Origin of the sequence: Bradyrhizobium sp. 44, assembly GCF_023073095.1 — a bacterium.
Taxonomy (GTDB): domain Bacteria; phylum Pseudomonadota; class Alphaproteobacteria; order Rhizobiales; family Xanthobacteraceae; genus Bradyrhizobium.
Genome location: NZ_JADPIY010000029.1, coordinates 1,074,133 through 1,092,650, shown reverse-complemented (window position 1 = coordinate 1,092,650; position 18,518 = coordinate 1,074,133). Strand labels below are relative to the sequence as shown.

The window sequence follows — 18,518 nt, the reverse complement described above, 5'->3', positions numbered from 1 at the left end:
ATTTGGGAAGGCCGATTTCGGCTAGGTCCGCCCCTCTTCACATCTTCACCATCTCGGTGCGATATTTCGGCAGCAGTGCTGCGATCAGCTTGCCTTTCTCGGCCATCTCTTCCGGGGTCGGCTTCGGCGGTGGCGACGTGCGGCCTTCGACGGGAAAGCCAACCGCCAGGAAGAATTCGTCCTGTCCCGCTGGCGTGCACATGCAGAGCATACGGGCCGTCTTGCCGGACACGTTCTTGAACGCGTGCGGCGCGTTGGCCGGAACGTTGACGGTCGACCCCGCACTTACCGTGTGGGACTTACCGCGAAAGGTGAATTCAAGTTCGCCTTCGAGCAGCGTGAACATTTCCTCGAAGTCGTGGCGGTGCGGCGGGGGCCCGCCGCCGGCGGGCACCAGCATGTCGACCAGGCAATAGCGTCCTGCGGTCTGCGCGCCCGACACCAGGACCGTGTAGGTGCCGCCGGCCACAGAGATATGCGGCACGTCAGCGCCGTCGGGATTGGCGACCGTCAGGGCGCGCGCGGGATCGTCGGCGGGGATCGAGGAAGCTGACGGCGAGTTTGCAGAAGGCGTGTCGGTCATGTCGGATCTTCTTGCTTATATTTGACTGCCAATAAGAAAGGCCGGCTTCTCAGCCGGCCTTTTCAATTCATCGCGTGCGGATCAAGCCTTGACCAGCGGGCTCTTGGTCGGCCCCTTCGAGCCGCCGGGGCCACCTGGCTTGGACTTGCCCGGCGGGCGCTTGCGGGCTCCCGGGAGCTTCTCCTGCTTCGGCGTGACCGGCCCCTCGACGAACTCGAAGCCGATCTTGTCCTTGGTCTCGTCGGCCTCGTCCTTGACCAGGACGACGCGGACATGGCCGCCACCCTTGAGTTTGCCGAACAGCACCTCGTCGGCCAACGGCTTCTTGATGTGCTCCTGGATCACGCGAGCCATCGGACGTGCGCCCATCTGCTCGTCGTAACCATGCTTCACCAGCCAGGTCTTGGCAGGGTCGGACAGTTCGATGGTGACATCGCGATCGCCGAGTTGCGCTTCGAGCTGAAGCACGAACTTCTCGACCACCGTACCGATCACCTCGACACTGAGATGGCCGAACGACACGACGGCATCGAGACGGTTGCGGAATTCCGGCGCGAACTGCCGGTTGATCGCCTCGTGGTCGTCGCCTTCCCGCTTCGAGCGCGTGAAGCCGAACGCCTGCTTGGCGAGATCGGACGCGCCCGCATTCGTGGTCATGATCAGGATCACGTTGCGGAAGTTGACCTGCTTGCCGTTGTGGTCGGTGAGCCGGCCGTGATCCATGATCTGGAGCAGCACGTTGTAGAGATCGGGATGCGCCTTCTCGATCTCGTCCAGCAGCACCACGCAATGCGGATGCTGGTCGACGCCGTCAGTGAGCAAGCCGCCCTGATCGAAGCCGACATAGCCGGGAGGCGCGCCGATCAGGCGCGACACCGTGTGCCGCTCCATGTATTCGGACATGTCGAAGCGCAACAGCTCGACGCCGAGCGACGCCGCGAGCTGTTTCGCGACCTCGGTCTTGCCGACGCCGGTCGGACCAGAGAACAGATAGCAGCCGATCGGCTTCTCCGGCTCGCGCAGGCCGGCACGCGCCAGCTTGATCGAAGCGGCGAGCGACTCGATCGCCTTGTCCTGACCGAACACGGTGCGCTTCAGGGTCTGCTCGAGATGCTTGAGCACCTCGGCATCGTCCTTCGACACGCTCTTCGGCGGGATCCGCGCCATCGAGGCGATCGTCGTCTCGATCTCCTTGATGCCGATGGTCTTCTTGCGCTTGTTCTCGGCGACCAGCATCTGCGCCGCGCCGGATTCGTCGATCACGTCGATCGCCTTGTCCGGCAGCTTGCGGTCGTGGATGTAGCGCGAAGAGAGCTGCACCGCAGCCTCGATCGCCTCATTGGTGTATTTCAGCCGGTGGTAGTCTTCGAAGTACGGCTTGAGGCCCTTGAGGATCGCGATCGCGTCCTCGACCGTCGGCTCGTTGACGTCGATCTTCTGGAAGCGCCGCACCAGCGCGCGGTCCTTCTCGAAGTGCTGGCGGTATTCCTTGTAGGTGGTCGAGCCCATGCAGCGGATGGTGCCGGAAGCGAGCGCGGGCTTGAGCAGGTTCGAGGCATCCATCGCCCCGCCCGACGTCGCGCCCGCACCGATCACGGTGTGGATCTCGTCGATGAACAGGATGGCATTGGGATGCGCCTCGAGCTCCTTCAGCACCTGCTTCAGGCGTTCCTCGAAGTCGCCGCGATAGCGCGTACCGGCGAGCAGCGTGCCCATGTCGAGCGAGAACACGGTCGCAGCCGCCAGCACCTCCGGCACCTCGCTGTCGACGATGCGCTTGGCCAGGCCCTCCGCGATCGCGGTCTTGCCGACGCCGGCCTCGCCCACGAACAGCGGATTGTTCTTCTGCCGGCGGCACAGCACCTGGATCGCGCGGTTGATCTCGGAATTGCGTCCGATCACCGGATCGATCTTGCCATCCCGCGCCTTCTTGTTGAGGTTGACGCAATAGGTCTCGAGCGCCTCGCCCTTCTTCTTGGCGTCCTCGCTGCCCTTGGTCTCCGTCTCCTCGTCGACGCCTCGCACCGGCCGCGCCTCGGAGACGCCCGGCCGCTTGGCGATGCCGTGGCTGATGTAGTTGACGGCGTCGTAGCGCGTCATGTCCTGCTCCTGCAGGAAATACGCGGCATGACTCTCGCGCTCGGCAAAGATCGCGATCAGCACGTTGGCGCCGGTCACCTCTTCGCGACCGGACGACTGCACGTGGATCACCGCGCGCTGGATCACGCGCTGGAAGCCTGCGGTCGGCTTGGCGTCGTCGGCGCCGTCAGTCACCAGGTTCTCGAATTCGGTCTCAAGATAATTGACGAGGCTCGTACGGAGCTTGTCGAGATCGACGCTACAGGCGCGCATGACGGCGGCTGCATCGGAGTCGTCGATCAGGGAGAGCAAAAGATGCTCGAGCGTCGCGTATTGGTGATGACGCTCGTTTGCGATCGCCAGTGCACGATGCAGGGATTGTTCAAGGCTTTGGGAAAAAGTCGGCATTCGCGTCCTCTATGGCCCCCACCATCATGATCGCCATCGCCCGGTCAGGCAACAACAACCTTTGTCACATATAGTTATACAAGATCGCGGCGAAAGACCGGTTCCGCGACTCAGGCGGCTGCACAGCTGAGGTATTTTTCGATGCAAAACCCGTTCCGGTTTGGGCACGCTCGGCACCGGTCCGAAATTCCGTAGTTTTGCCGTCTGCAACGAACATCGCGCGCAGACATCACGCGGCAATCACACTGCGGCATGCACAAGCCGGCTTCGAACGCGCCGTAACGTGTCGAGTCTTACTTCTTTTCCATCACGCATTGCAGCGGATGCTGGTGCTTGCGAGCGAAATCCATCACCTGCGTCACCTTGGTCTCGGCGATCTCGTAGGTGAACACGCCGCACTCCCCGATCCCGTGATGATGAACGTGCAGCATGATCTTGGTTGCAGCCTCGGCGTCCTTCTGGAAGAATTTCTCCAGCACATGAACGACGAATTCCATCGGCGTGTAGTCGTCGTTCAGGATCAGCACACGGTACAGGTTCGGCCGTTTGGTCTTCGGCTTGACCTTGGTGATGACGGACGTGTTTGGCGCGGAGGGACCGCCGGAACGGTTCTCGTCGTTGCTCATCAGGGCAGCGTGGGCGGCGGCGGCCGCGGACGGATCTGGTCTGGAAGACAGTTGCGGCATGGCTCAGGCGTTCAAATTCCCCACGGAAGCGTATGACGGTTTGCCGCGCAGCCCCGGCTTTTGGAGCTTCGCACAGGCGCACCGCCTTGTTGGATCGCCGCTTCCAGCCGGTCCGGTCCAAGCCGGATCGGCCTCACCGAATATGGGCCTGCCCCCGGCTCGCCGCAAGCGTACGACAGCTCGGCCGATGCGGCCATGGCGGTCCCGATTCCCGGTCCGGGCGATCCTTGCCAAGGTTAATCAATCCGGACTGATTTGACAAAAGCTTCCGCCCCGCCCGTTTAGAAGATGTTGACCAGGAACCCGGCCGGCAGCGTGGCTGCGGCTGTTTCGCGCGGGCTATCTCCGGTTTTCTACGGACCGATTTACCCTGCGTTCAACGGCGTGGCGCGAAAACGGGCAAAGTCACAGATTTCCGGGAATCGTCATGTCTCGCCTGCCATTCGTCAGCCGTATTGGTCGACACCTCGCCCGGTTTGCAGCGGCCGAACAAGGCAATATCGCCGTGATCTTCGCCATCGCGCTGCTCCCGGTTTTAGGCTTCGTCGGAGCTGCAATCGATTACAGCCGCGCGGCCCAGGCTCGTTCCGCAATGCAGGCAGCCCTCGATTCGACCTCGCTGATGGTCTCCAAGGATCTGTCGTCCGGCACCATCACGACTTCGCAGATCAGCATCAAGGCGCAGGCTTATTTCAACGCCCTGTTCACCGCAACCAACGCCCTGCCGTCGGTCAGCATCGCGGCCACTTACACCGCAAGCACCAGCATGGGCTCCACCATCCAGGTCACCGGCACCGGCACCTACACGACCACCTTCATGAAGGTCGCAGGCTTCCCGACACTTGACGTCGGCGCCAATTCCACCAGCGCCTGGGGCCTGGTGCGCATGCGCGTGGCCTTGGTGCTCGACAACACGGGGTCGATGGCCGACGACGGCAAGATGGCGGCGATGCAGACCGCCGCGAAGAGCCTGGTCGACCAGCTCAGCCCGCTCGCCAAGACCGATGGCGACGTCTACATCTCGATTGTTCCGTTTGCCAAGGACGTCAACGTCGGCGCCAGCAACTACAGCAAGTACTGGGTCGATTTCAGCGATTGGGACGCGGCCCGCGGCACCAGGTTCGCCAACCACAACACATGGACGGGATGCGTGGTCGACCGCGACCAGGACTACGACACGAAGAACACGACGCCCACGAGCGGCAACGCGGGAACGCAGTTCCCGGCCGAACAGTACTCCTACTGCGACCCCGGCAGTTCGTCCTATCTGCAGCCAATCATGCCGCTGAGCTACGACTGGAGCTTACTCAAGAGTCGGATCGACGCCATGAAGCCCACCGGCAACACCAACCAGGGCATTGGCCTCGCCTGGGGCTGGATGACGCTGTCGGCTGGCGATCCCATGACCGCGCCGGCCAAGGACCCCAACTACACCTACAAGGATGCGATCGTGCTGCTCTCCGACGGTCTCAATACGCAGAACCGCTGGTACAGCAACGCCTGGCAAATCGACGCGCGGCAGAAGAAGCTGTGCGACAACGCCAAGGCGGCGAACATCACGATCTATACGGTGCAGGTGAACACCGGCAGCGATCCGACGTCCAGCGTGCTGCAATATTGCGCGAGCGGCACCGACAAGTTCTATCTGGTGACGAAGGCAGATCAGACCGTCTCGGTGTTCAAGGACATCGGCACGTCGTTATCCAAGCTGCGCGTAGCGCGCTGAGATCGACACGCCACGACAAACAAAAAAGCCCGGCTGCTTCAGCCGGGCTTTTGATTCCAGGACGTCAGGAAACGTTAGCTGGCGGCCGGAGTGAACTTCGACACGATGGTCTCGACCGGCTTGAAGGCCTGCTTGGCGAGGTCGCTGTAAAGGCTGGCGATCTTCTGCGATTCCGCGACGAAGGACTCGTAGGCGGAACGGGCGAATTCGGTCTGCGCTTCGACGGCCTTGTCCAGCGACTTCACGCCGGAAAGCTTCTCGACGAAGGACTTGGTGTCTTCGAACGACTTCTTGGTGTAGTCGCCATAGGCGCTGGCGATCGCCTGAAGGCCGTGCTGCATCGAGGTCGCGGAGGCGACGTACTGCTCGAAGTGCTCTTTCCCGTAGCCTTGAAAGTCTTCAACCTTGAACATTCGGAATCCTTTTCCCTAGCTCTCGTCGGGAAGCCCCGGCTCCCTGACCCTGCTTACAATTAGTGCAGCGCACAAAAAAGTCAAGAATTTTGTGCGACGCACAAAAATAAGGACAAGTTCGCACCAATTCCCGGGTTTTCCCGCAAGGGTTCCTTAAGCTTTTGGAAACCGCAGCGCCCTACTTTGATTCCCTGGACGTGTTCAGCTTCCACAAACGGCCAAAAGCCGTTGGAGAACATCACCTTAGCCAGAATAGCGGCTCAGGCCCAACGTCCCCCCGCAGAGAACACCTGCGGAAGGACAGCCTGAGCAGGTAATGATCCCGGGTCCCATGGGCACAATTTCGCCTCACGAGCCGGTGATCAAGTCAGAAACGGGGACGGGGTTTCATGCTTCGTAAAAACTTGTCTTCCTCGCGCTTGGCGCGGGTTGGCGTTTTTGGGCTACTTGCGGTCACCAGTGCGGTCATCTTCACCACAGATGCTGCCGAGGCGCGGCGCCACCGTCGTCACTACGCGCACCACCGCGTGCAGCGCGATGTGTCCGAGAGTTCCAGCCCGAAATTCGCGTCGATCATCGTCGACGGCAATTCCGGGTCCGTGCTTCAGGCAACGAGTCCCGACGGGATCCGCCACCCGGCCTCGCTGACCAAGATCATGACGCTCTATCTGCTGTTCGAGCGCCTCGAGTCCGGGAAGTTGAAGCTCGACACCGAGATGCCGGTGTCGCAGCACGCCGCCGATCAGGATCCAACCAAGTTGAACCTGCGTGCCGGCCAGACCATTCGCGTCGAGGACGCAATCAAGGGTCTCGTCACCCGCTCCGCCAATGACGCAGCCGTTGTGATCGCTGAAGCGATTGGCGGCGACGAGGACGACTTCGCCCAGATGATGACGCGCAAGGCGCGTTCGCTCGGTATGTCCAGGACGGTTTACCGCAACGCCAACGGTCTTCCCAACGACGAGCAGGTCACGACCGCGCGCGACCAGGCCACGCTCGGCCGCGCCATCCAGGAGCGCTTCCCGCGCTATTATCGCTATTTCGCGACCTCGACGTTCAACTGGCGCGGACAGTCGATCCGGAACCACAATCATCTGCTCGGGAATGTCGAGGGCGTGGACGGCATCAAGACCGGCTACACCCGCGCCTCCGGCTTCAATCTCGTGACCTCGATGCGCCGCGGCAACCGCCACCTGATCGGCGTGGTGCTGGGCGGCCGGAGCGGCGGCTCGCGCGACGCCATCATGCGCAACCTGCTCGCGGAGAACCTCGACAAGGCCGCGACCACCCACACCGTCGCCGCGGTCACCGAGCGCAACGGCTCCGACGCCGCTGCCGAAGTCGCTGATGCGTCGGATACCCCGGCACGCTCCGCTCCGCAGGTTCAGGCTGCCCCTGCTCCCGAAGCAGCCCCGTCGCGTCTCGCCGCGCGCCTGTCGACGCTCGCGGCTGCGACTGCCGCGGTGCCGCCGTCTCAGCCCAGATCTGAAGCCAACAAGCCTGAAGGTCGGTCGACTGAATCCAAGATCGAGCCTGCGCCGCTCACCAATGGCGTGATCTCGAGCCAGCCCCTCTCGATCATCCCCGGCTCGTCCGAGCCGATGAAGCCGGTCCGGGTCAAGACCGTGCAGGTCAAGGCCGGCACCGTGAAGGTCGCCTCCGCCGCCCCGGCTCAGATCGCACCGCAGGTCACGAGCACGATCGCGTCCCGTTCCGACGTCGCCGAAACCTCCGGCGCCGTCGTGGCCCGGGCAGACCTCATCAACAAGCCCGAGGTCGCCAGCCAACCGGAGGCGCCGAAGGCCGAGATCGCCCGTACCGAGCTGCCGCGTCAGCCGGCGGGCTTCGGCACCGGCAATGGCATCCTCGGCGTATTGCCGGCCGCCGCCGCCGCACCCGCCCCGGCTGCTACGAAGCTTGCGTCAGCCGACCCGGCGCTGCAGCCGGTCCAGATGAGCGCCACCACGAAGCCGATCGTCACCCACAGCGGCTGGATCGTCCAGGTCGGCGCGCTCGAGAGCGAGAACGAAGCCCAGCAGCGCATCGACGCGGCGCGCAGCTCGGCTCGCGGCCTGCTCAGCAAGGCCGATCCGTTCACCGAGCCGGTCGTCGCGAAAGACAATCGCAAGCTCTACCGCGCCCGCTTCGCCGGGCTCGACCGCGACCAGGCGGAAGCCGTCTGCCGCACCCTGAAGCGTGCCGATATCTCCTGCATGACCGTCCGCAACTGATCTTTTCGCACCGTTCCAATCAAAATGCCCGCGCCTTGCGCGGGCATTTTCATTTTCGGGATGCGGTGGCCGACGAGGCTGTTCCACGACAACCTCTCGTCAAGGATTTACGGTTAAAACTTTACGCAAGGGATCGACCACGCCGACAATGGCGGGCATCGGGGCGACGGCAAACAGAGCGAGCGGGGCACACACGGGACGAGCGTTTGTAGCGTGGTGCCGGAGTCAGCCGTTATGCGTGCGAAGCAGAGTATCCTTGGCCTCGTTTACCCGGGCAGCGAGATACGTCGAGCCCCCCTGGTCGGGATGCAGTTTCTTCATCAGGGACTTGTGAGCCCGGCTGATGTCGTCACGGCCCGCCCCCGGCTGCAGGCCAAGGATCTGATAGGCCTCCTCCGTCGTCATTTTGCCGGTCGCCACCGTGCGGCGCTGCCCCCCTGCCGCGTCGCCCTGCGCGTTCTGACGCCAAGCGGGAAACCGGCGGTCCAGATAGCTTTCAAGTAGGGCCACGCTCTCGGCGTCGAACGCCGGGACCATTGCCAGCAGGGCCGCGAGATCGAACTCATCGAGATCGCGGCCGGCGTGAGGGCCGGCGACGATCCGGCCTCCGAGTTGGCCGGAATCGTGATCGAGCCGCATATCCAGGAATTGCGAGCGCACGCGCGACGCCTGACCAGCCGGGCGCGTCGCGCCGGCGCCGAACAGCCCGCCGATATTGCCGAAGCCGGCGTTTGCCATCGGTGTCCAGCCCAGGAGCCCGGCGCCGAATATCCCGAGCGGGATCGCCACCACCAGTTCGCCCTTCAATCCCGTGAACGCTGCGACAGCCAGCGCGACCACGCCGCCACCGAACCTGATCGCGCGCGCAAGCGCGGCCGGATTGGCCGAACGGAACATCTGGAGCAGCAGATAAAGGGTGATAACAGCGATAGCACCGGCAATCAGGGTCATGGCCGGAATATAGTCGGCCTATCGCCAAAAAGCATCGAGTCCTTGGCCCCGCAGACCGCTGCAGCGCTACTTCATCTGGCCGATCAGCCTGGCCGCGCCACTGGCGGTCTTCGCCAATTGCAACAGCGCCTCGCGTCCGCCGGCCGCGTAGGCGGCGGCTGCGCGCAACAGCTCGCGCAACTGCGCCGCCGCACCCGGATCGAACCGGCACCAGGCGCCGCCGGTCAGGCGCGCGATCTCGCGAAAGGCCTGCTCGGCCACCGCGTCATAGCCTTCCTGAAATACGAACACAGGTACCTTGAGCATGCCGAGCTCGCCGGCCTTGGCGCAGAGCTCGTCGACGTTCTCCTCCATGGCGTCGCCGACGAAGACGACGGCGCGCACGCCGGATGCGACTGCCTCGCGCCGCGCCTCGCTCAGCACCTTGCCGATCTGGGTGTCGCCGCCACGGCAATCGATCTTGCTCATCAGCGCCGCCAGCCTGGCGCTGTCGGAGATCCATCCCGTGGCGCGGCACTCGTTGAAGCCGCGATAGTAGACGAGTCGGATGTCGAGACTGCCGAGCGCGGCGGTCTCACGGAACATGTCAGCCTGAAGCGCACAGGCCATGTCCCAGGTCGGCTGCCGGCTCATCGTCGCATCCAGCGCGAAGATCAGCCGCCCTTTCGCACCGGGCGCATGCGGTGACAGCGCGCGCGCGTTTGCGACGAAGGCGGCGATGTCCTCCGGGGTCGAGGTCCCCGCCTGCGGCACAGCGCCGCCTGGTTGCGTCGAGACGGCATCGCGGCCGCGCGGTTTGATGGGTTCGCCGGACATTTCTTGACCTTGGCGTGAACGGCTAATGTGGTCAGCGCATGACGCCCGGTCAATGTGCAAAGCCCCCGCAGGCGGAAGCCGGCGGAGGCTTTGAAAATCGGTATCGACGACGAGGAAGGCGTCAGCTCTTGGCAGGCGCCATCAAAGCGACCGGCCCGGGCTCGAGAATCTTGGGCGGGGACGATTGCGTATCGACCGGCGCCACTTCACTGTCGGTCGCGCTCAGGAACTTGTCGAGCATGCCCTGGATCGAATTCTTGGCCGCGTCCGGACCGGTGTCGCGCATATCGTTGTGCTGGAATTCGGTCTTCACGACCTGGATACCGGCCTTCTCGCATTCCTCGTCGGTCGGGATCACGCCCGCATCGGCCTTGAACTGCGGATCGGTGGAGCGGAACGACAGGATCTTGAACTTGCCGGCGGTGACGAAGGGCACGCGAAGATTGTCGAGCGTGACGACCTTCTTGACCTCATCCGGATACTGCTTGGCGAAATACATCGTGATGTCGCCGCCCATGGAGTGGCCGACCATCGTCACCTTTTCGTAGTCGGCGTTGGGCTGAACCTTCTTCATCTCCTGCATGGCGAGATGGATGTTGGCGACGCCGCGCAGGATCTGCGGCAGCCGGCCGACATAGATCTCACCGGGCTTGGTCACCATCGGAGGATCGGTCGGCAAATCATGCTGCGGGCTGACGACGAGATAGCCGCGCGCAGCGAAAATGTTGGCGAGGAAGCCGTACTCGGTGTTCTTGACGGTGTTGCCGTGGTTGATCACGGCGACCGGCATCGTGATCATGCCGGCATTGGCCTGCATTTCCTTGTCACGACGGATCGCGATATCGACGGGCACCGCACGGTTGTCGCGCGAGGCATCGTAGAAGGTGATGGTCTCGTGCCTGATTGCCCACTTGCTCGCCGTGAAATAGGCGACGCCGCAGAGGGCACTGACCGAAACCAGAACGGCAATTCCACGCTTCATTTTCGTCCTCAGCCTCAGGCTCTTGCGGCCTGAATCCCTGTTGAAAATCGTGTTCTTCCGGAGCTCTTCGGCCCCTGGTCGCCTATTCCCTAATATATGTCACAGCCGCGTGACAGGAAGGCTAAATATTGTGAACTGGCAGCCCTTTCATTGTGCGGCGCACACGTTTGTTGGGCACCTCGCTCTCATACGGCTACGTCAGGGTGCACGTCACCTTCCGACGCAACCTGTCTCGATCGGGTTCAATTTTGCAGTAAACGCGGGGTGAAAACTGTTGAGCACGGGCTGGGTTCCCACGGGAGACCGGCCGCTTTGATCGACCGGAAGTAGCGATATACCGCCGCCTCAGGCGCCGAGGATGTCGTGGACCTCGAGCGGCTTGTCTACCTGGTTGAACCACTCGGCACGGTTGGCGGCGCGGCGGCGTCCGCGCTCATCGAGCGGAAGCTTGAGCTGGCGGAGCAGGCTCGTCACCTCCTCCCGCGCGGTGAGATGGCCGAGATTGGGTCGCATGCCGAGGGTGGCCTCGTCGATCTCGTCCAGCGCGGTTAGGCCGCGCGGGAAGAACTCGCGATAGACGACGCGTTCGGCGAAGCCGTCGACGTAGCGGAAGCCCAGCCGCATCGACAAATCCTTCAACCCCTCGGCAACCAGCTGCTTGTTGCGGGAGCCGAGCATCGACAGGCGGTTGCGCACGACGATCCAGTCGGTGGTCGCGCCGTCGAGTTGGCGGCGCTTGCGCCTGACATCCCGCACCATCTCGGCGTAGTGGCTCTCGCCCGTCACAGCGTAATTGGCGGGGTCGACGGTGCCGAGCACATCGAAATCGAGGAAGCTGTCGTTGATCGGGGTCACCAGCGTGTCGGCCATCGAGTGCGCAAGCCGCATCAGGTAGCTGTCGGTGCCGGGCGTATCGATGACGATGAAGTCGAAGCTGCTCTCGACCGCCGAGACCGCCTCCATGAACTGAAGGAACTCCGAATTCTCGTTCTCGGCGACCTGCATGGTCTCGCCGAGCTTGATGCAGCGATGCAGCGGCAGTTCGAGGTCGAGCTTGGTGCGGCGCGCCCAGGCGGAACGGTTGTTGATGTAGTGAGTAAAGCTCTGCTGACGGCAGTCGAGGTCGATGGTGGCGACGCGCTGGCCGGCTTTCAGAAGCGCGACTGCGATGTGCAGGGCGGTCGTCGACTTGCCGGAGCCGCCCTTCTCGTTGCCGAGCACGACCACATGCGCCGAGCCGGACTGGCCTTGGCTAGCTTGCACAAGCATCGCGATCCTCAACACCCCTAACGAATATCTTCGAGTTGGCCGCGTCTGCGGTCAAGTGAAATGCGTGACAGGCAATACAAATCGCGGCGCGCCGACCTTCATCATGAATCGCCGCGCCGCTTCGCGTCTGTGATCCAACCCACAATGTCGCGACCTCTTACGCGGCTTTGCGCGGGATGCTGTGCCGCATCCGGATGCGTGGCGTCCATGGTCGCCGCTTGTTAAGGTTAGCCTGCCGGCGCCGGGACGCGCCCGCCGATTCCCCAACTCCGTCGAGTTCTGATGTCACGCAGCCCCTTGATCGCCCGCACGGTCCCCACCTTGCGACGCGCCGTCGACAATCTTCGCAAGCGAAAGGCCACGATCGCGCTGGTCCCGACCATGGGAGCGCTCCATGACGGCCATGTGTCGCTGGTGCGCCTGGCCAGGCGGCGCGCGAGCCGCGTCGTGGTGTCGATCTTCGTCAACCCGACCCAGTTCGCTCCGACCGAGGATTTTGGCGCCTATCCGCGAACCTGGAAGGCCGATCTCGCCAAGCTCGCCGCCGAGGACGTCGATATCGTCTGGCATCCCGGCGCCGAGGCCATGTATCCGGAGGGCTTTGCCACCCGCATCGTACCGGAGGGACCAGCGCTGGCCGGCCTCGAGGACCGCTTCCGCCCGCATTTCTTCGGCGGCGTCGCCACCGTCGTCGGCAAGCTGTTCACGCAGTGCCGGCCGGATGTCGCGATCTTCGGCGAGAAGGATTTTCAGCAGTTGCGGGTGGTGGCGCAGATGGCCCGCGACCTCGACCTCGGCGTCAAGGTGATCGGTTCCCGCACCGTGCGCGAGCGCGACGGGCTCGCGATGTCCTCGCGCAACGTCTACCTGTCACCACAGGAGCGGCAGACCGCGACCACGCTGTACCGCGCCATGAAGGACAGCGCCGGGCGCATCCGCGCCGGCGAAGCGGTCGCAGCCGCAATGGCACGCGGTGCCACGATGATCACGGCGGCCGGCTTTGAGCTCGACTATTTCGAGGTGCGCCATGCAGCGACCCTGGCGCCTGTCATCTCGCGCAAGGACGGCCCCTTGCGCATCCTGGTCGCGGCCAAGCTCGGCACGACCCGGCTGATCGACAATATGGCGGTGTAACCGCCAAGGTTGATCTTGCACCTTTGCTCGCCCGGAGGGATGATCGGCACGAGGAAGCGAGCCGACTGGCGGGGCATGTCATCCATCAGCGCGAGGATCGTGAGCTGCGTGCTGGCGCTCGTTGCAGCAGGCGCCGTACAGGCCCAGCAGCGTCCGCCGATCGGCGCCTTCGGCTCGCCGCCCGACGCCATGATCTTCTACGTCGCCCATGGCCCGGCCGATGCCTGCGGGCCCGGGTGTTCCGACTGGATTGCCGCGGAAGGGGCTGTGCAGTGGGATAGCTACAAGCGGCTGATCGCGATCCTCGACCGTCAGGCCGGGCGCAAGCTGCCTGTCGTGATCCATAGCTGGGCGTATCCAATCTCAAGGTCGCAAGCAGCCTCGGCCGCATCCTGCGCGACCGCGGCCTCGACGCCACCGCCGGGACGACCGAGGTCACAGCCTGCGCCGGGAAGCCGGACGCCGAATGCTTTACGCTGAAGCGTCCGGGCGGACCGCTCGATGCAAGATTGTCGGCGTCGAATCTGATTTGCGATTTTGCCTGCGTGCTCGCGCTGGCGGGCGGCGTGCATCGCAGCCTGCCGCCGGGCACGAAGGTTGTGCTGGGCAGCCGCTCCGTCCGTAACCGGCTCGCGCCCAACATCCCGGCTGAGCAGCGCGAGAGCCTCACGGAGTATTTTGGCGAGCAACACCGGAAATATCTGAACGAGATGGGCATTGCGCCCGATCTCGTCGACATCGTCGATGGCATCGGCGAAGGCGGGCGCCCCGTCGTCATACCGCCGTCCGACTGGGCGCGGCTGCACATCGTGACGCCGTCGCAGTGACGCCTTGGGAGTATCGGACTACAACAACCCGAGATCGCGCAGCTCGCGCCGCATCGGCTCCGGCATCGCCGCGATCGAGCCGGCCGCGGACTTGCCGAGATCGGGCGGCACCGAATCGTCGGCGAGATAGCGCCAGCCCTGGAACGGGCGCATCGGCCGCGGCGACACCGCGATCACCTTCGGCTGCATCACGATCCGGCAGCGCCCGATGCCGTCCTTGTCGCGGAACGGCTCGATGCCGATGATCTTTTCGCGCGCGGCAACCTCGCCCTTGATCACCCAATAGAGCGACCCGCCCGACAGGATCTCGGCGTCGCGCTTGGGCACCATGCGGGTGATGTGGATGTGATGTTGCGGCAGACCCTTCTTCTTGGCGGTCTGCATCCGTTCGGCGGTCCACTCCTTCAATTCCTTGACGGATTCGCAGCCGACAGCGAGCTTGATCAGATGTAGTGGCATGCCCAAGCATTAGCCGGGCAGCCACGCATTTGGAATGCCGATCTACTCGTTATCCGCAGCCGGGGGAGCTGCCGCCGGCGGCGTGAGCGGAACCGGTGCTGCCGCCGGCGCCCGCGCAGCCTTCGGCGCAGGCGGCTTCTTCGCGGCGGGAGCTGCGGCCTGTGCCGAGGCCGCCGCCGGGGCGCGCGGAGCCGCGGCCGCTGCGTTCGCGGTGGGGGACGCCTGGCGCGTCGGCGGCTCCGGGTTCATGATGCTGACCGGCGGCGTCGACGAGGCACTCGGGAACTCCGCATTGGTCGGCTTGCCCGTCGGCATCGACGGCGGCAGTCCCGCAAGCGCGGCAGTGGCCGGCAACGATTGCGCTGCTGCAGGCGCATTCCAGGTCGGCGCGTAGCGCGCGACCAGCGTGTCGTAGAGATGGGAATCCATGTTGGCGGCGACCTGCTGCTGGTCGGTCAGCGAGCGGAACGCGGCGCAGTCGAACTGCGTGCAGCCGTCGCGCGCGACCAGCACCTGCGCGACTAGGCCGTAGCGATCACGCTCCAACGATTTGCGCAGCACCTTGATGTCGGGCGTCAGGCTCCTCTCCGCGGTCGCGGCATCGCCGAGCGCCGTCAGCCGGTCGATCCTGGCCCCGGTCGTGGAGACGGCCGCAGCCGCCGCGTCAGGCGCGCCGAACAGCGCCTTCTCGCAGCCAATGGCCACGGCTTCGCCGGCAAGATCGTCGAGACAGGACAGCGCCGGCAGGCTCGCAGTCATCGCGGCCTGCGCGCGCGCCTCGGTCGGCGTGGTCTGCCCCGCCGGTCCATCGACGCGCACCACGGCAGCCAAGGCGATGGCAATGGCGAGTAGTGCAACAACGGTCAGCGCACCGTTGGCGACCGATCGCTCGGCGCGCAGCAGCGTGACCAGGAGGATCAGTCCGAAGAAGCCGGCAGCCGCCAGCATCATCCACATTGGAAACGCCGGCAAGCGCCAGATTTGGTCGAGCGACGAGGCCCATGCCCAGTTCATGCGCGACGTCCCCTCACGCGAGCAGAGAGCGAATGGTCAAAGCGAGCACCGAGAGTCGGCTGCTGCCCCCGGCCCACCTTTTGAAGGTGAAGCGGGCCTTTTGACGGCGGCAGAATACAATTCCCCGGGACGCGCCAATGCGCGGATAGCGGCGGCCTTCAGGACAGCGCGAGCTGGCTTTCCTTGGCGACGCGTTCGAAGGCTTCGGTCGAGCTCTTGATCCGGTACTGACAGTCGTCACCATCGGTCGGCAGGAGGCGGATGACCTCATACGAGCCGCTGGCAGCGGGGCGTGCGACATTGCTGGCGGTGAACAATACGCGCGCGCCAATAGGGAATTTGTGCTTCAACACCCTCTCCATCACTCAAACAACGCCTGCCACGCCCATGGTCCCACTGCGTCGGCCGGCCGGAAACCCGGCCGTGGTATAGCATGCGGCGGGCGTTTTTGGCCAGCAGTATGCAACATGGCAAACGTGCGAATTTTGCAGTTATTTCAGAGTGATGCCGCCAGCCGATGATACCGCTGGAACCGGTTTTTCAGGCGGTATGGGGCAAACGGCCGTCGGGGCTGGCGTGATCCACCGCCTTGGGCAGTTCCTGGGCCAGAATCTGGCCCAGCTGGTCGACCGGGATGTTGTAGCGGGCAGCCAATTGGCGGACGATATCGCTGCCGAGAACGCCGCGGAGCTGGTCGGCCGAGATCGGCAGGTTCTGGCCTTTGCCGAGCCAGGATTTGACCTGGTCACCGAACCCCGCCTGCTGGAGCTTTGCGACGATCGCGCCGAGACCGCCTTGATTGTTGCTGCCGAGCACCTCGCTCAGCACGTCGGGCAACACGGCTGCGCCGAGCTGGCCGAGCGCGCTACGCAGCGCCGGATTGTTCTCCAGCGAGTCTAGGATTCCCATGATGTCCCCTCTCCTTGCCCCTAGCTCCACGATTGAGCGCCGCCATGCACCATGCCGTCAAGCCGCGCTCAATCACATTCGCGACTACACGTTCTCGAACTTTTCGATGATGAGCGTTTCGGCGAGCGCGTCCCGGGTCCATTCCTGGAACGCCGGCAGCGCCAGCATCGTGTCCATGTAGGCCCGGGTCTCCGGCGTGACCTCGATTGCGTAGGTGCGGAAGCGGTGCACGACCGGGGCATACATTGCATCCGCTGCGCCGAAGCGCCCGAACAGGAACGGTCCATTGGCGCCATACCGGGTCCGGCATTCGCGCCAGATCTCCTGCACGCGCGCGATATTGGCCTCGGCGTCCGCCGACAGCGTCATGGGGCGCACCGGGCGGTGCAGGTTCATGCCGCATTCGTTGCGAAGGGCCATGAAGCCGGAATGCATCTCGGCGCACACCGAACGGGCATGGGCGCGGGCGGCGGCGGCGTCCGGCCACAACTTCACTTCCGGGTAGCGCTCGGCAAGGTATTCGATGATGCTGAGCGAATCCCACACCGTGATGTCGCCGTCGACCAGCACCGGCACCTTGCCGGCGCGGCTGAACGAGATGATCTGCTCCTTGTCCGCGGGATTGTCGGTGTAGAGCGGGATGAGGGTCTCAACGAACGGGATGTCGTTGGCGCGGAGCGCGAGCCAGGGCCGCATCGACCATGACGAGTAATTCTTGTTGCCGATTGCGAGTTTCAGCGCAGCCATGTCATCAGTCCTTCCCGATACGCTTGAAGCGAGCCGCTTTTAACGCCATCGCCTGCCGCCAATCAATCGTTGCTGCACCTCGCCATGCGTGGCAAGCGTTGCGATCCTCGCCAGGAGACAGACATGAGCAGGCATTGGGTCGACATCACCGCCGTCGGCTTCTTCATCATCGAGTGGCTGGTCTACGCGCTGACGCTGGAGCATTCGGCCTATGGCCGGGACAGCCTGTCGGCGCGCATGAACCGCTACCGCGAAGTGTGGGTGCGCCGGCTGCTCGACCGCGACGCGCGCATGGTCGACATGCAGATCATGGCCTCGCTGCAGAACGGCACCGCCTTCTTCGCCTCCACCAGCCTGATCGCGCTCGGCGGCGCGCTGGCGCTGCTGCACGCGACCAACGACGCGATCACGATCTTGAGCAAGCTGCCGATCGATCTCAGCACCTCGCCGGCGATGTGGGAGCTGAAATGCGTCGGCCTTGTCCTGATCTGCGTCTACGCCTTCTTCAAATTCGCCTGGTCGTACCGCCTGTTCAACTATGTCGCGATCCTGTTCGGCGGCATGCCGGCGGCCTCGCAGCGTGACACGCCGGAGGCCGAAGCCCATGTGATCCGCACCTCGCGCCTGTTCGAATCCGCCGGCCGCCACTTCAACCGCGGCCAGCGCGCCTTCTTCTTCGCACTCGGCTATCTCGGCTGGTTCGTCAGCCCCTGGCTGTTGTTCGTGACCACGGCCGCCGTGGTGATCGTGACCTGGCGGCGGCAATTCGCCTCGAGCGCGTGGGAGGCCATGGCGCCGGAGGTGGTGGATGGCGAGGAGACGAGGCGCGGTCGTTGACGCGCTTGTGTCCCGGACGCGCTGCAGCGCTCTTGCGCTGCGTCCGGGGTACGAGGGCGGAGTGTGGCGGACAAGTCGCTGCGCTCGCATTGACGCAGTATGAGGCGGCAGCGCCACTTTTCCAGCTCGCATTTTGAATTGCAGACATAGCTTCGCACTCTCGCGGCGCATTTCGCCCGTATCTTTGCCTGGTCACCTCCCCCTCTTATCCAAGGGCACAGGGAAGCCTGCGATCATAATCCTAAGCCGGCGTCTCGGCCTGTGCAGCGATTGCCTCATGGGAACTCCTGAAGTCGCTTTGATCTATCTCAATTTTCTGACTTGAGCGGGCATCAGCTTGAGGGAGTCGCGTCCATCGCTTCGCCGCGCCGGCCGGGCGGTTGGGCGCTTCCAGGGAGCTCGATATGATCAAGTCGCTCGGAATTGCCACGTCCGCCTTCTTCTTCG

Annotated in this window: 19 protein-coding genes; 6 read left to right on the top strand and 13 right to left on the bottom strand. The window is 64.2% G+C overall.

Features of this window, described 5'->3' with window-relative positions; genetic code table 11:
* Nucleotides 1-37: 37 nt before the first annotated feature.
* The 3 genes from IVB41_RS31170 to clpS form a co-directional block, all read right to left on the bottom strand.
* Nucleotides 38-583 carry a cupin domain-containing protein gene (locus IVB41_RS31170; RefSeq protein WP_247438080.1) on the bottom strand — a complete coding sequence of 182 codons (546 nt, stop codon included), beginning with the start codon at nt 581-583 and terminating at the stop codon, nt 38-40.
* An 81-nt stretch (nt 584-664) separates the two neighbouring features.
* Nucleotides 665-3,070, bottom strand: coding sequence for an ATP-dependent Clp protease ATP-binding subunit ClpA (gene clpA / locus IVB41_RS31165; protein ID WP_018455181.1), 2,406 nt, complete (start codon nt 3,068-3,070; stop codon nt 665-667).
* 293 nt (nt 3,071-3,363) lie between these two features.
* Entirely contained in the window at nt 3,364-3,696 is a 333-nt protein-coding gene (gene clpS, locus IVB41_RS31160) for an ATP-dependent Clp protease adapter ClpS (protein WP_018455182.1), read from the bottom strand.
* 487 nt (nt 3,697-4,183) lie between these two features.
* Between clpS and IVB41_RS31155 the strand changes: the two genes are divergently transcribed.
* The gene (locus IVB41_RS31155; protein WP_247438078.1) at nt 4,184-5,482 is read left to right on the top strand and encodes a pilus assembly protein; all 1,299 of its coding nucleotides are present in this window, start codon (nt 4,184-4,186) and stop codon (nt 5,480-5,482) included.
* Nucleotides 5,483-5,556: 74 nt separating this feature from the next.
* On the opposite strand, the gene IVB41_RS31150 is transcribed toward IVB41_RS31155, so the two are convergent.
* Complete coding sequence (locus IVB41_RS31150) at nt 5,557-5,895, bottom strand: phasin family protein (RefSeq protein WP_247438076.1); 339 nt, start codon at nt 5,893-5,895, stop codon at nt 5,557-5,559.
* A 389-nt stretch (nt 5,896-6,284) separates the two neighbouring features.
* Between IVB41_RS31150 and IVB41_RS31145 the strand changes: the two genes are divergently transcribed.
* Nucleotides 6,285-8,126 carry a D-alanyl-D-alanine carboxypeptidase gene (locus IVB41_RS31145; RefSeq protein WP_247438074.1) on the top strand — a complete coding sequence of 614 codons (1,842 nt, stop codon included), beginning with the start codon at nt 6,285-6,287 and terminating at the stop codon, nt 8,124-8,126.
* A 225-nt stretch (nt 8,127-8,351) separates the two neighbouring features.
* Here IVB41_RS31145 and IVB41_RS31140 read toward each other — a convergent pair whose 3' ends face one another.
* The 4 genes from IVB41_RS31140 to IVB41_RS31125 all read right to left on the bottom strand — a co-directional run bounded on the left by IVB41_RS31140 (nt 8,352) and on the right by IVB41_RS31125 (nt 12,144).
* Nucleotides 8,352-9,077 (bottom strand): DnaJ domain-containing protein, encoded by a 726-nt coding sequence (locus IVB41_RS31140; RefSeq protein WP_247438072.1) that lies wholly within the window; start codon nt 9,075-9,077, stop codon nt 8,352-8,354.
* 66 nt (nt 9,078-9,143) lie between these two features.
* Entirely contained in the window at nt 9,144-9,893 is a 750-nt protein-coding gene (locus IVB41_RS31135; protein ID WP_247438070.1) for a VWA domain-containing protein, read from the bottom strand.
* A gap of 121 nt (nt 9,894-10,014) precedes the next feature.
* The gene (locus IVB41_RS31130) at nt 10,015-10,875 is read right to left on the bottom strand and encodes an alpha/beta fold hydrolase (protein ID WP_007603233.1); all 861 of its coding nucleotides are present in this window, start codon (nt 10,873-10,875) and stop codon (nt 10,015-10,017) included.
* A gap of 345 nt (nt 10,876-11,220) precedes the next feature.
* Nucleotides 11,221-12,144, bottom strand: a complete 924-nt coding sequence (locus tag IVB41_RS31125; RefSeq protein ID WP_027567358.1) for a division plane positioning ATPase MipZ — start codon at nt 12,142-12,144, stop codon at nt 11,221-11,223.
* A gap of 282 nt (nt 12,145-12,426) precedes the next feature.
* Between IVB41_RS31125 and panC the strand changes: the two genes are divergently transcribed.
* The 3 genes from panC to IVB41_RS31110 all read left to right on the top strand — a co-directional run bounded on the left by panC (nt 12,427) and on the right by IVB41_RS31110 (nt 14,105).
* Complete coding sequence (gene panC / locus IVB41_RS31120) at nt 12,427-13,278, top strand: pantoate--beta-alanine ligase (protein ID WP_247438067.1); 852 nt, start codon at nt 12,427-12,429, stop codon at nt 13,276-13,278.
* Nucleotides 13,279-13,353: 75 nt separating this feature from the next.
* Nucleotides 13,354-13,758, top strand: coding sequence for a hypothetical protein (locus tag IVB41_RS31115; RefSeq protein ID WP_247438065.1), 405 nt, complete (start codon nt 13,354-13,356; stop codon nt 13,756-13,758).
* A gap of 29 nt (nt 13,759-13,787) precedes the next feature.
* On the top strand, nt 13,788-14,105 hold the full coding sequence (locus IVB41_RS31110; protein WP_247438054.1) for a hypothetical protein: 318 nt from the start codon (nt 13,788-13,790) through the stop codon (nt 14,103-14,105).
* A gap of 18 nt (nt 14,106-14,123) precedes the next feature.
* On the opposite strand, the gene IVB41_RS31105 is transcribed toward IVB41_RS31110, so the two are convergent.
* The 5 genes from IVB41_RS31105 to IVB41_RS31085 form a co-directional block, all read right to left on the bottom strand.
* The gene (locus IVB41_RS31105) at nt 14,124-14,564 is read right to left on the bottom strand and encodes a DUF1489 family protein (protein ID WP_027567361.1); all 441 of its coding nucleotides are present in this window, start codon (nt 14,562-14,564) and stop codon (nt 14,124-14,126) included.
* 42 nt (nt 14,565-14,606) lie between these two features.
* Nucleotides 14,607-15,578: a hypothetical protein gene (locus IVB41_RS31100; protein ID WP_247438052.1), complete on the bottom strand. Its 972-nt coding sequence runs from the start codon at nt 15,576-15,578 to the stop codon at nt 14,607-14,609.
* 158 nt (nt 15,579-15,736) lie between these two features.
* A complete protein-coding gene (locus IVB41_RS31095) occupies nt 15,737-15,940 on the bottom strand; it encodes a hypothetical protein (protein ID WP_007611353.1) in 204 nt (67 codons plus the stop codon).
* 178 nt (nt 15,941-16,118) lie between these two features.
* Nucleotides 16,119-16,487, bottom strand: a complete 369-nt coding sequence (locus IVB41_RS31090; RefSeq protein WP_247361701.1) for a YidB family protein — start codon at nt 16,485-16,487, stop codon at nt 16,119-16,121.
* Nucleotides 16,488-16,571: 84 nt separating this feature from the next.
* On the bottom strand, nt 16,572-17,234 hold the full coding sequence (locus IVB41_RS31085) for a glutathione S-transferase family protein (protein WP_247361703.1): 663 nt from the start codon (nt 17,232-17,234) through the stop codon (nt 16,572-16,574).
* A 123-nt stretch (nt 17,235-17,357) separates the two neighbouring features.
* On the opposite strand from IVB41_RS31085, the gene IVB41_RS31080 reads away from it, so the two are divergent.
* Nucleotides 17,358-18,071 carry a DUF599 domain-containing protein gene (locus IVB41_RS31080; protein WP_247286889.1) on the top strand — a complete coding sequence of 238 codons (714 nt, stop codon included), beginning with the start codon at nt 17,358-17,360 and terminating at the stop codon, nt 18,069-18,071.
* Nucleotides 18,072-18,518 lie beyond the last annotated feature (447 nt).

Coding starts and splice junctions, on each gene's coding strand:
- IVB41_RS31080 (WP_247286889.1), top strand. CDS start 17,358: ATGAGCAGGCATTGGGTCGACATCACCGCCGTCGGCTTCTTCATCATC.
- IVB41_RS31135 (WP_247438070.1), bottom strand. CDS start 9,893: ATGTCCGGCGAACCCATCAAACCGCGCGGCCGCGATGCCGTCTCGACG.
- IVB41_RS31115 (WP_247438065.1), top strand. CDS start 13,354: ATGTCATCCATCAGCGCGAGGATCGTGAGCTGCGTGCTGGCGCTCGTT.
- IVB41_RS31100 (WP_247438052.1), bottom strand. CDS start 15,578: ATGAACTGGGCATGGGCCTCGTCGCTCGACCAAATCTGGCGCTTGCCG.
- IVB41_RS31085 (WP_247361703.1), bottom strand. CDS start 17,234: ATGGCTGCGCTGAAACTCGCAATCGGCAACAAGAATTACTCGTCATGG.
- IVB41_RS31170 (WP_247438080.1), bottom strand. CDS start 583: ATGACCGACACGCCTTCTGCAAACTCGCCGTCAGCTTCCTCGATCCCC.
- IVB41_RS31105 (WP_027567361.1), bottom strand. CDS start 14,564: ATGCCACTACATCTGATCAAGCTCGCTGTCGGCTGCGAATCCGTCAAG.
- IVB41_RS31155 (WP_247438078.1), top strand. CDS start 4,184: ATGTCTCGCCTGCCATTCGTCAGCCGTATTGGTCGACACCTCGCCCGG.
- IVB41_RS31095 (WP_007611353.1), bottom strand. CDS start 15,940: ATGGAGAGGGTGTTGAAGCACAAATTCCCTATTGGCGCGCGCGTATTG.
- clpA (WP_018455181.1), bottom strand. CDS start 3,070: ATGCCGACTTTTTCCCAAAGCCTTGAACAATCCCTGCATCGTGCACTG.
- IVB41_RS31130 (WP_007603233.1), bottom strand. CDS start 10,875: ATGAAGCGTGGAATTGCCGTTCTGGTTTCGGTCAGTGCCCTCTGCGGC.
- IVB41_RS31090 (WP_247361701.1), bottom strand. CDS start 16,487: ATGGGAATCCTAGACTCGCTGGAGAACAATCCGGCGCTGCGTAGCGCG.
- IVB41_RS31140 (WP_247438072.1), bottom strand. CDS start 9,077: ATGACCCTGATTGCCGGTGCTATCGCTGTTATCACCCTTTATCTGCTG.
- IVB41_RS31145 (WP_247438074.1), top strand. CDS start 6,285: ATGCTTCGTAAAAACTTGTCTTCCTCGCGCTTGGCGCGGGTTGGCGTT.
- IVB41_RS31125 (WP_027567358.1), bottom strand. CDS start 12,144: ATGCTTGTGCAAGCTAGCCAAGGCCAGTCCGGCTCGGCGCATGTGGTC.
- panC (WP_247438067.1), top strand. CDS start 12,427: ATGTCACGCAGCCCCTTGATCGCCCGCACGGTCCCCACCTTGCGACGC.
- IVB41_RS31150 (WP_247438076.1), bottom strand. CDS start 5,895: ATGTTCAAGGTTGAAGACTTTCAAGGCTACGGGAAAGAGCACTTCGAG.
- clpS (WP_018455182.1), bottom strand. CDS start 3,696: ATGAGCAACGACGAGAACCGTTCCGGCGGTCCCTCCGCGCCAAACACG.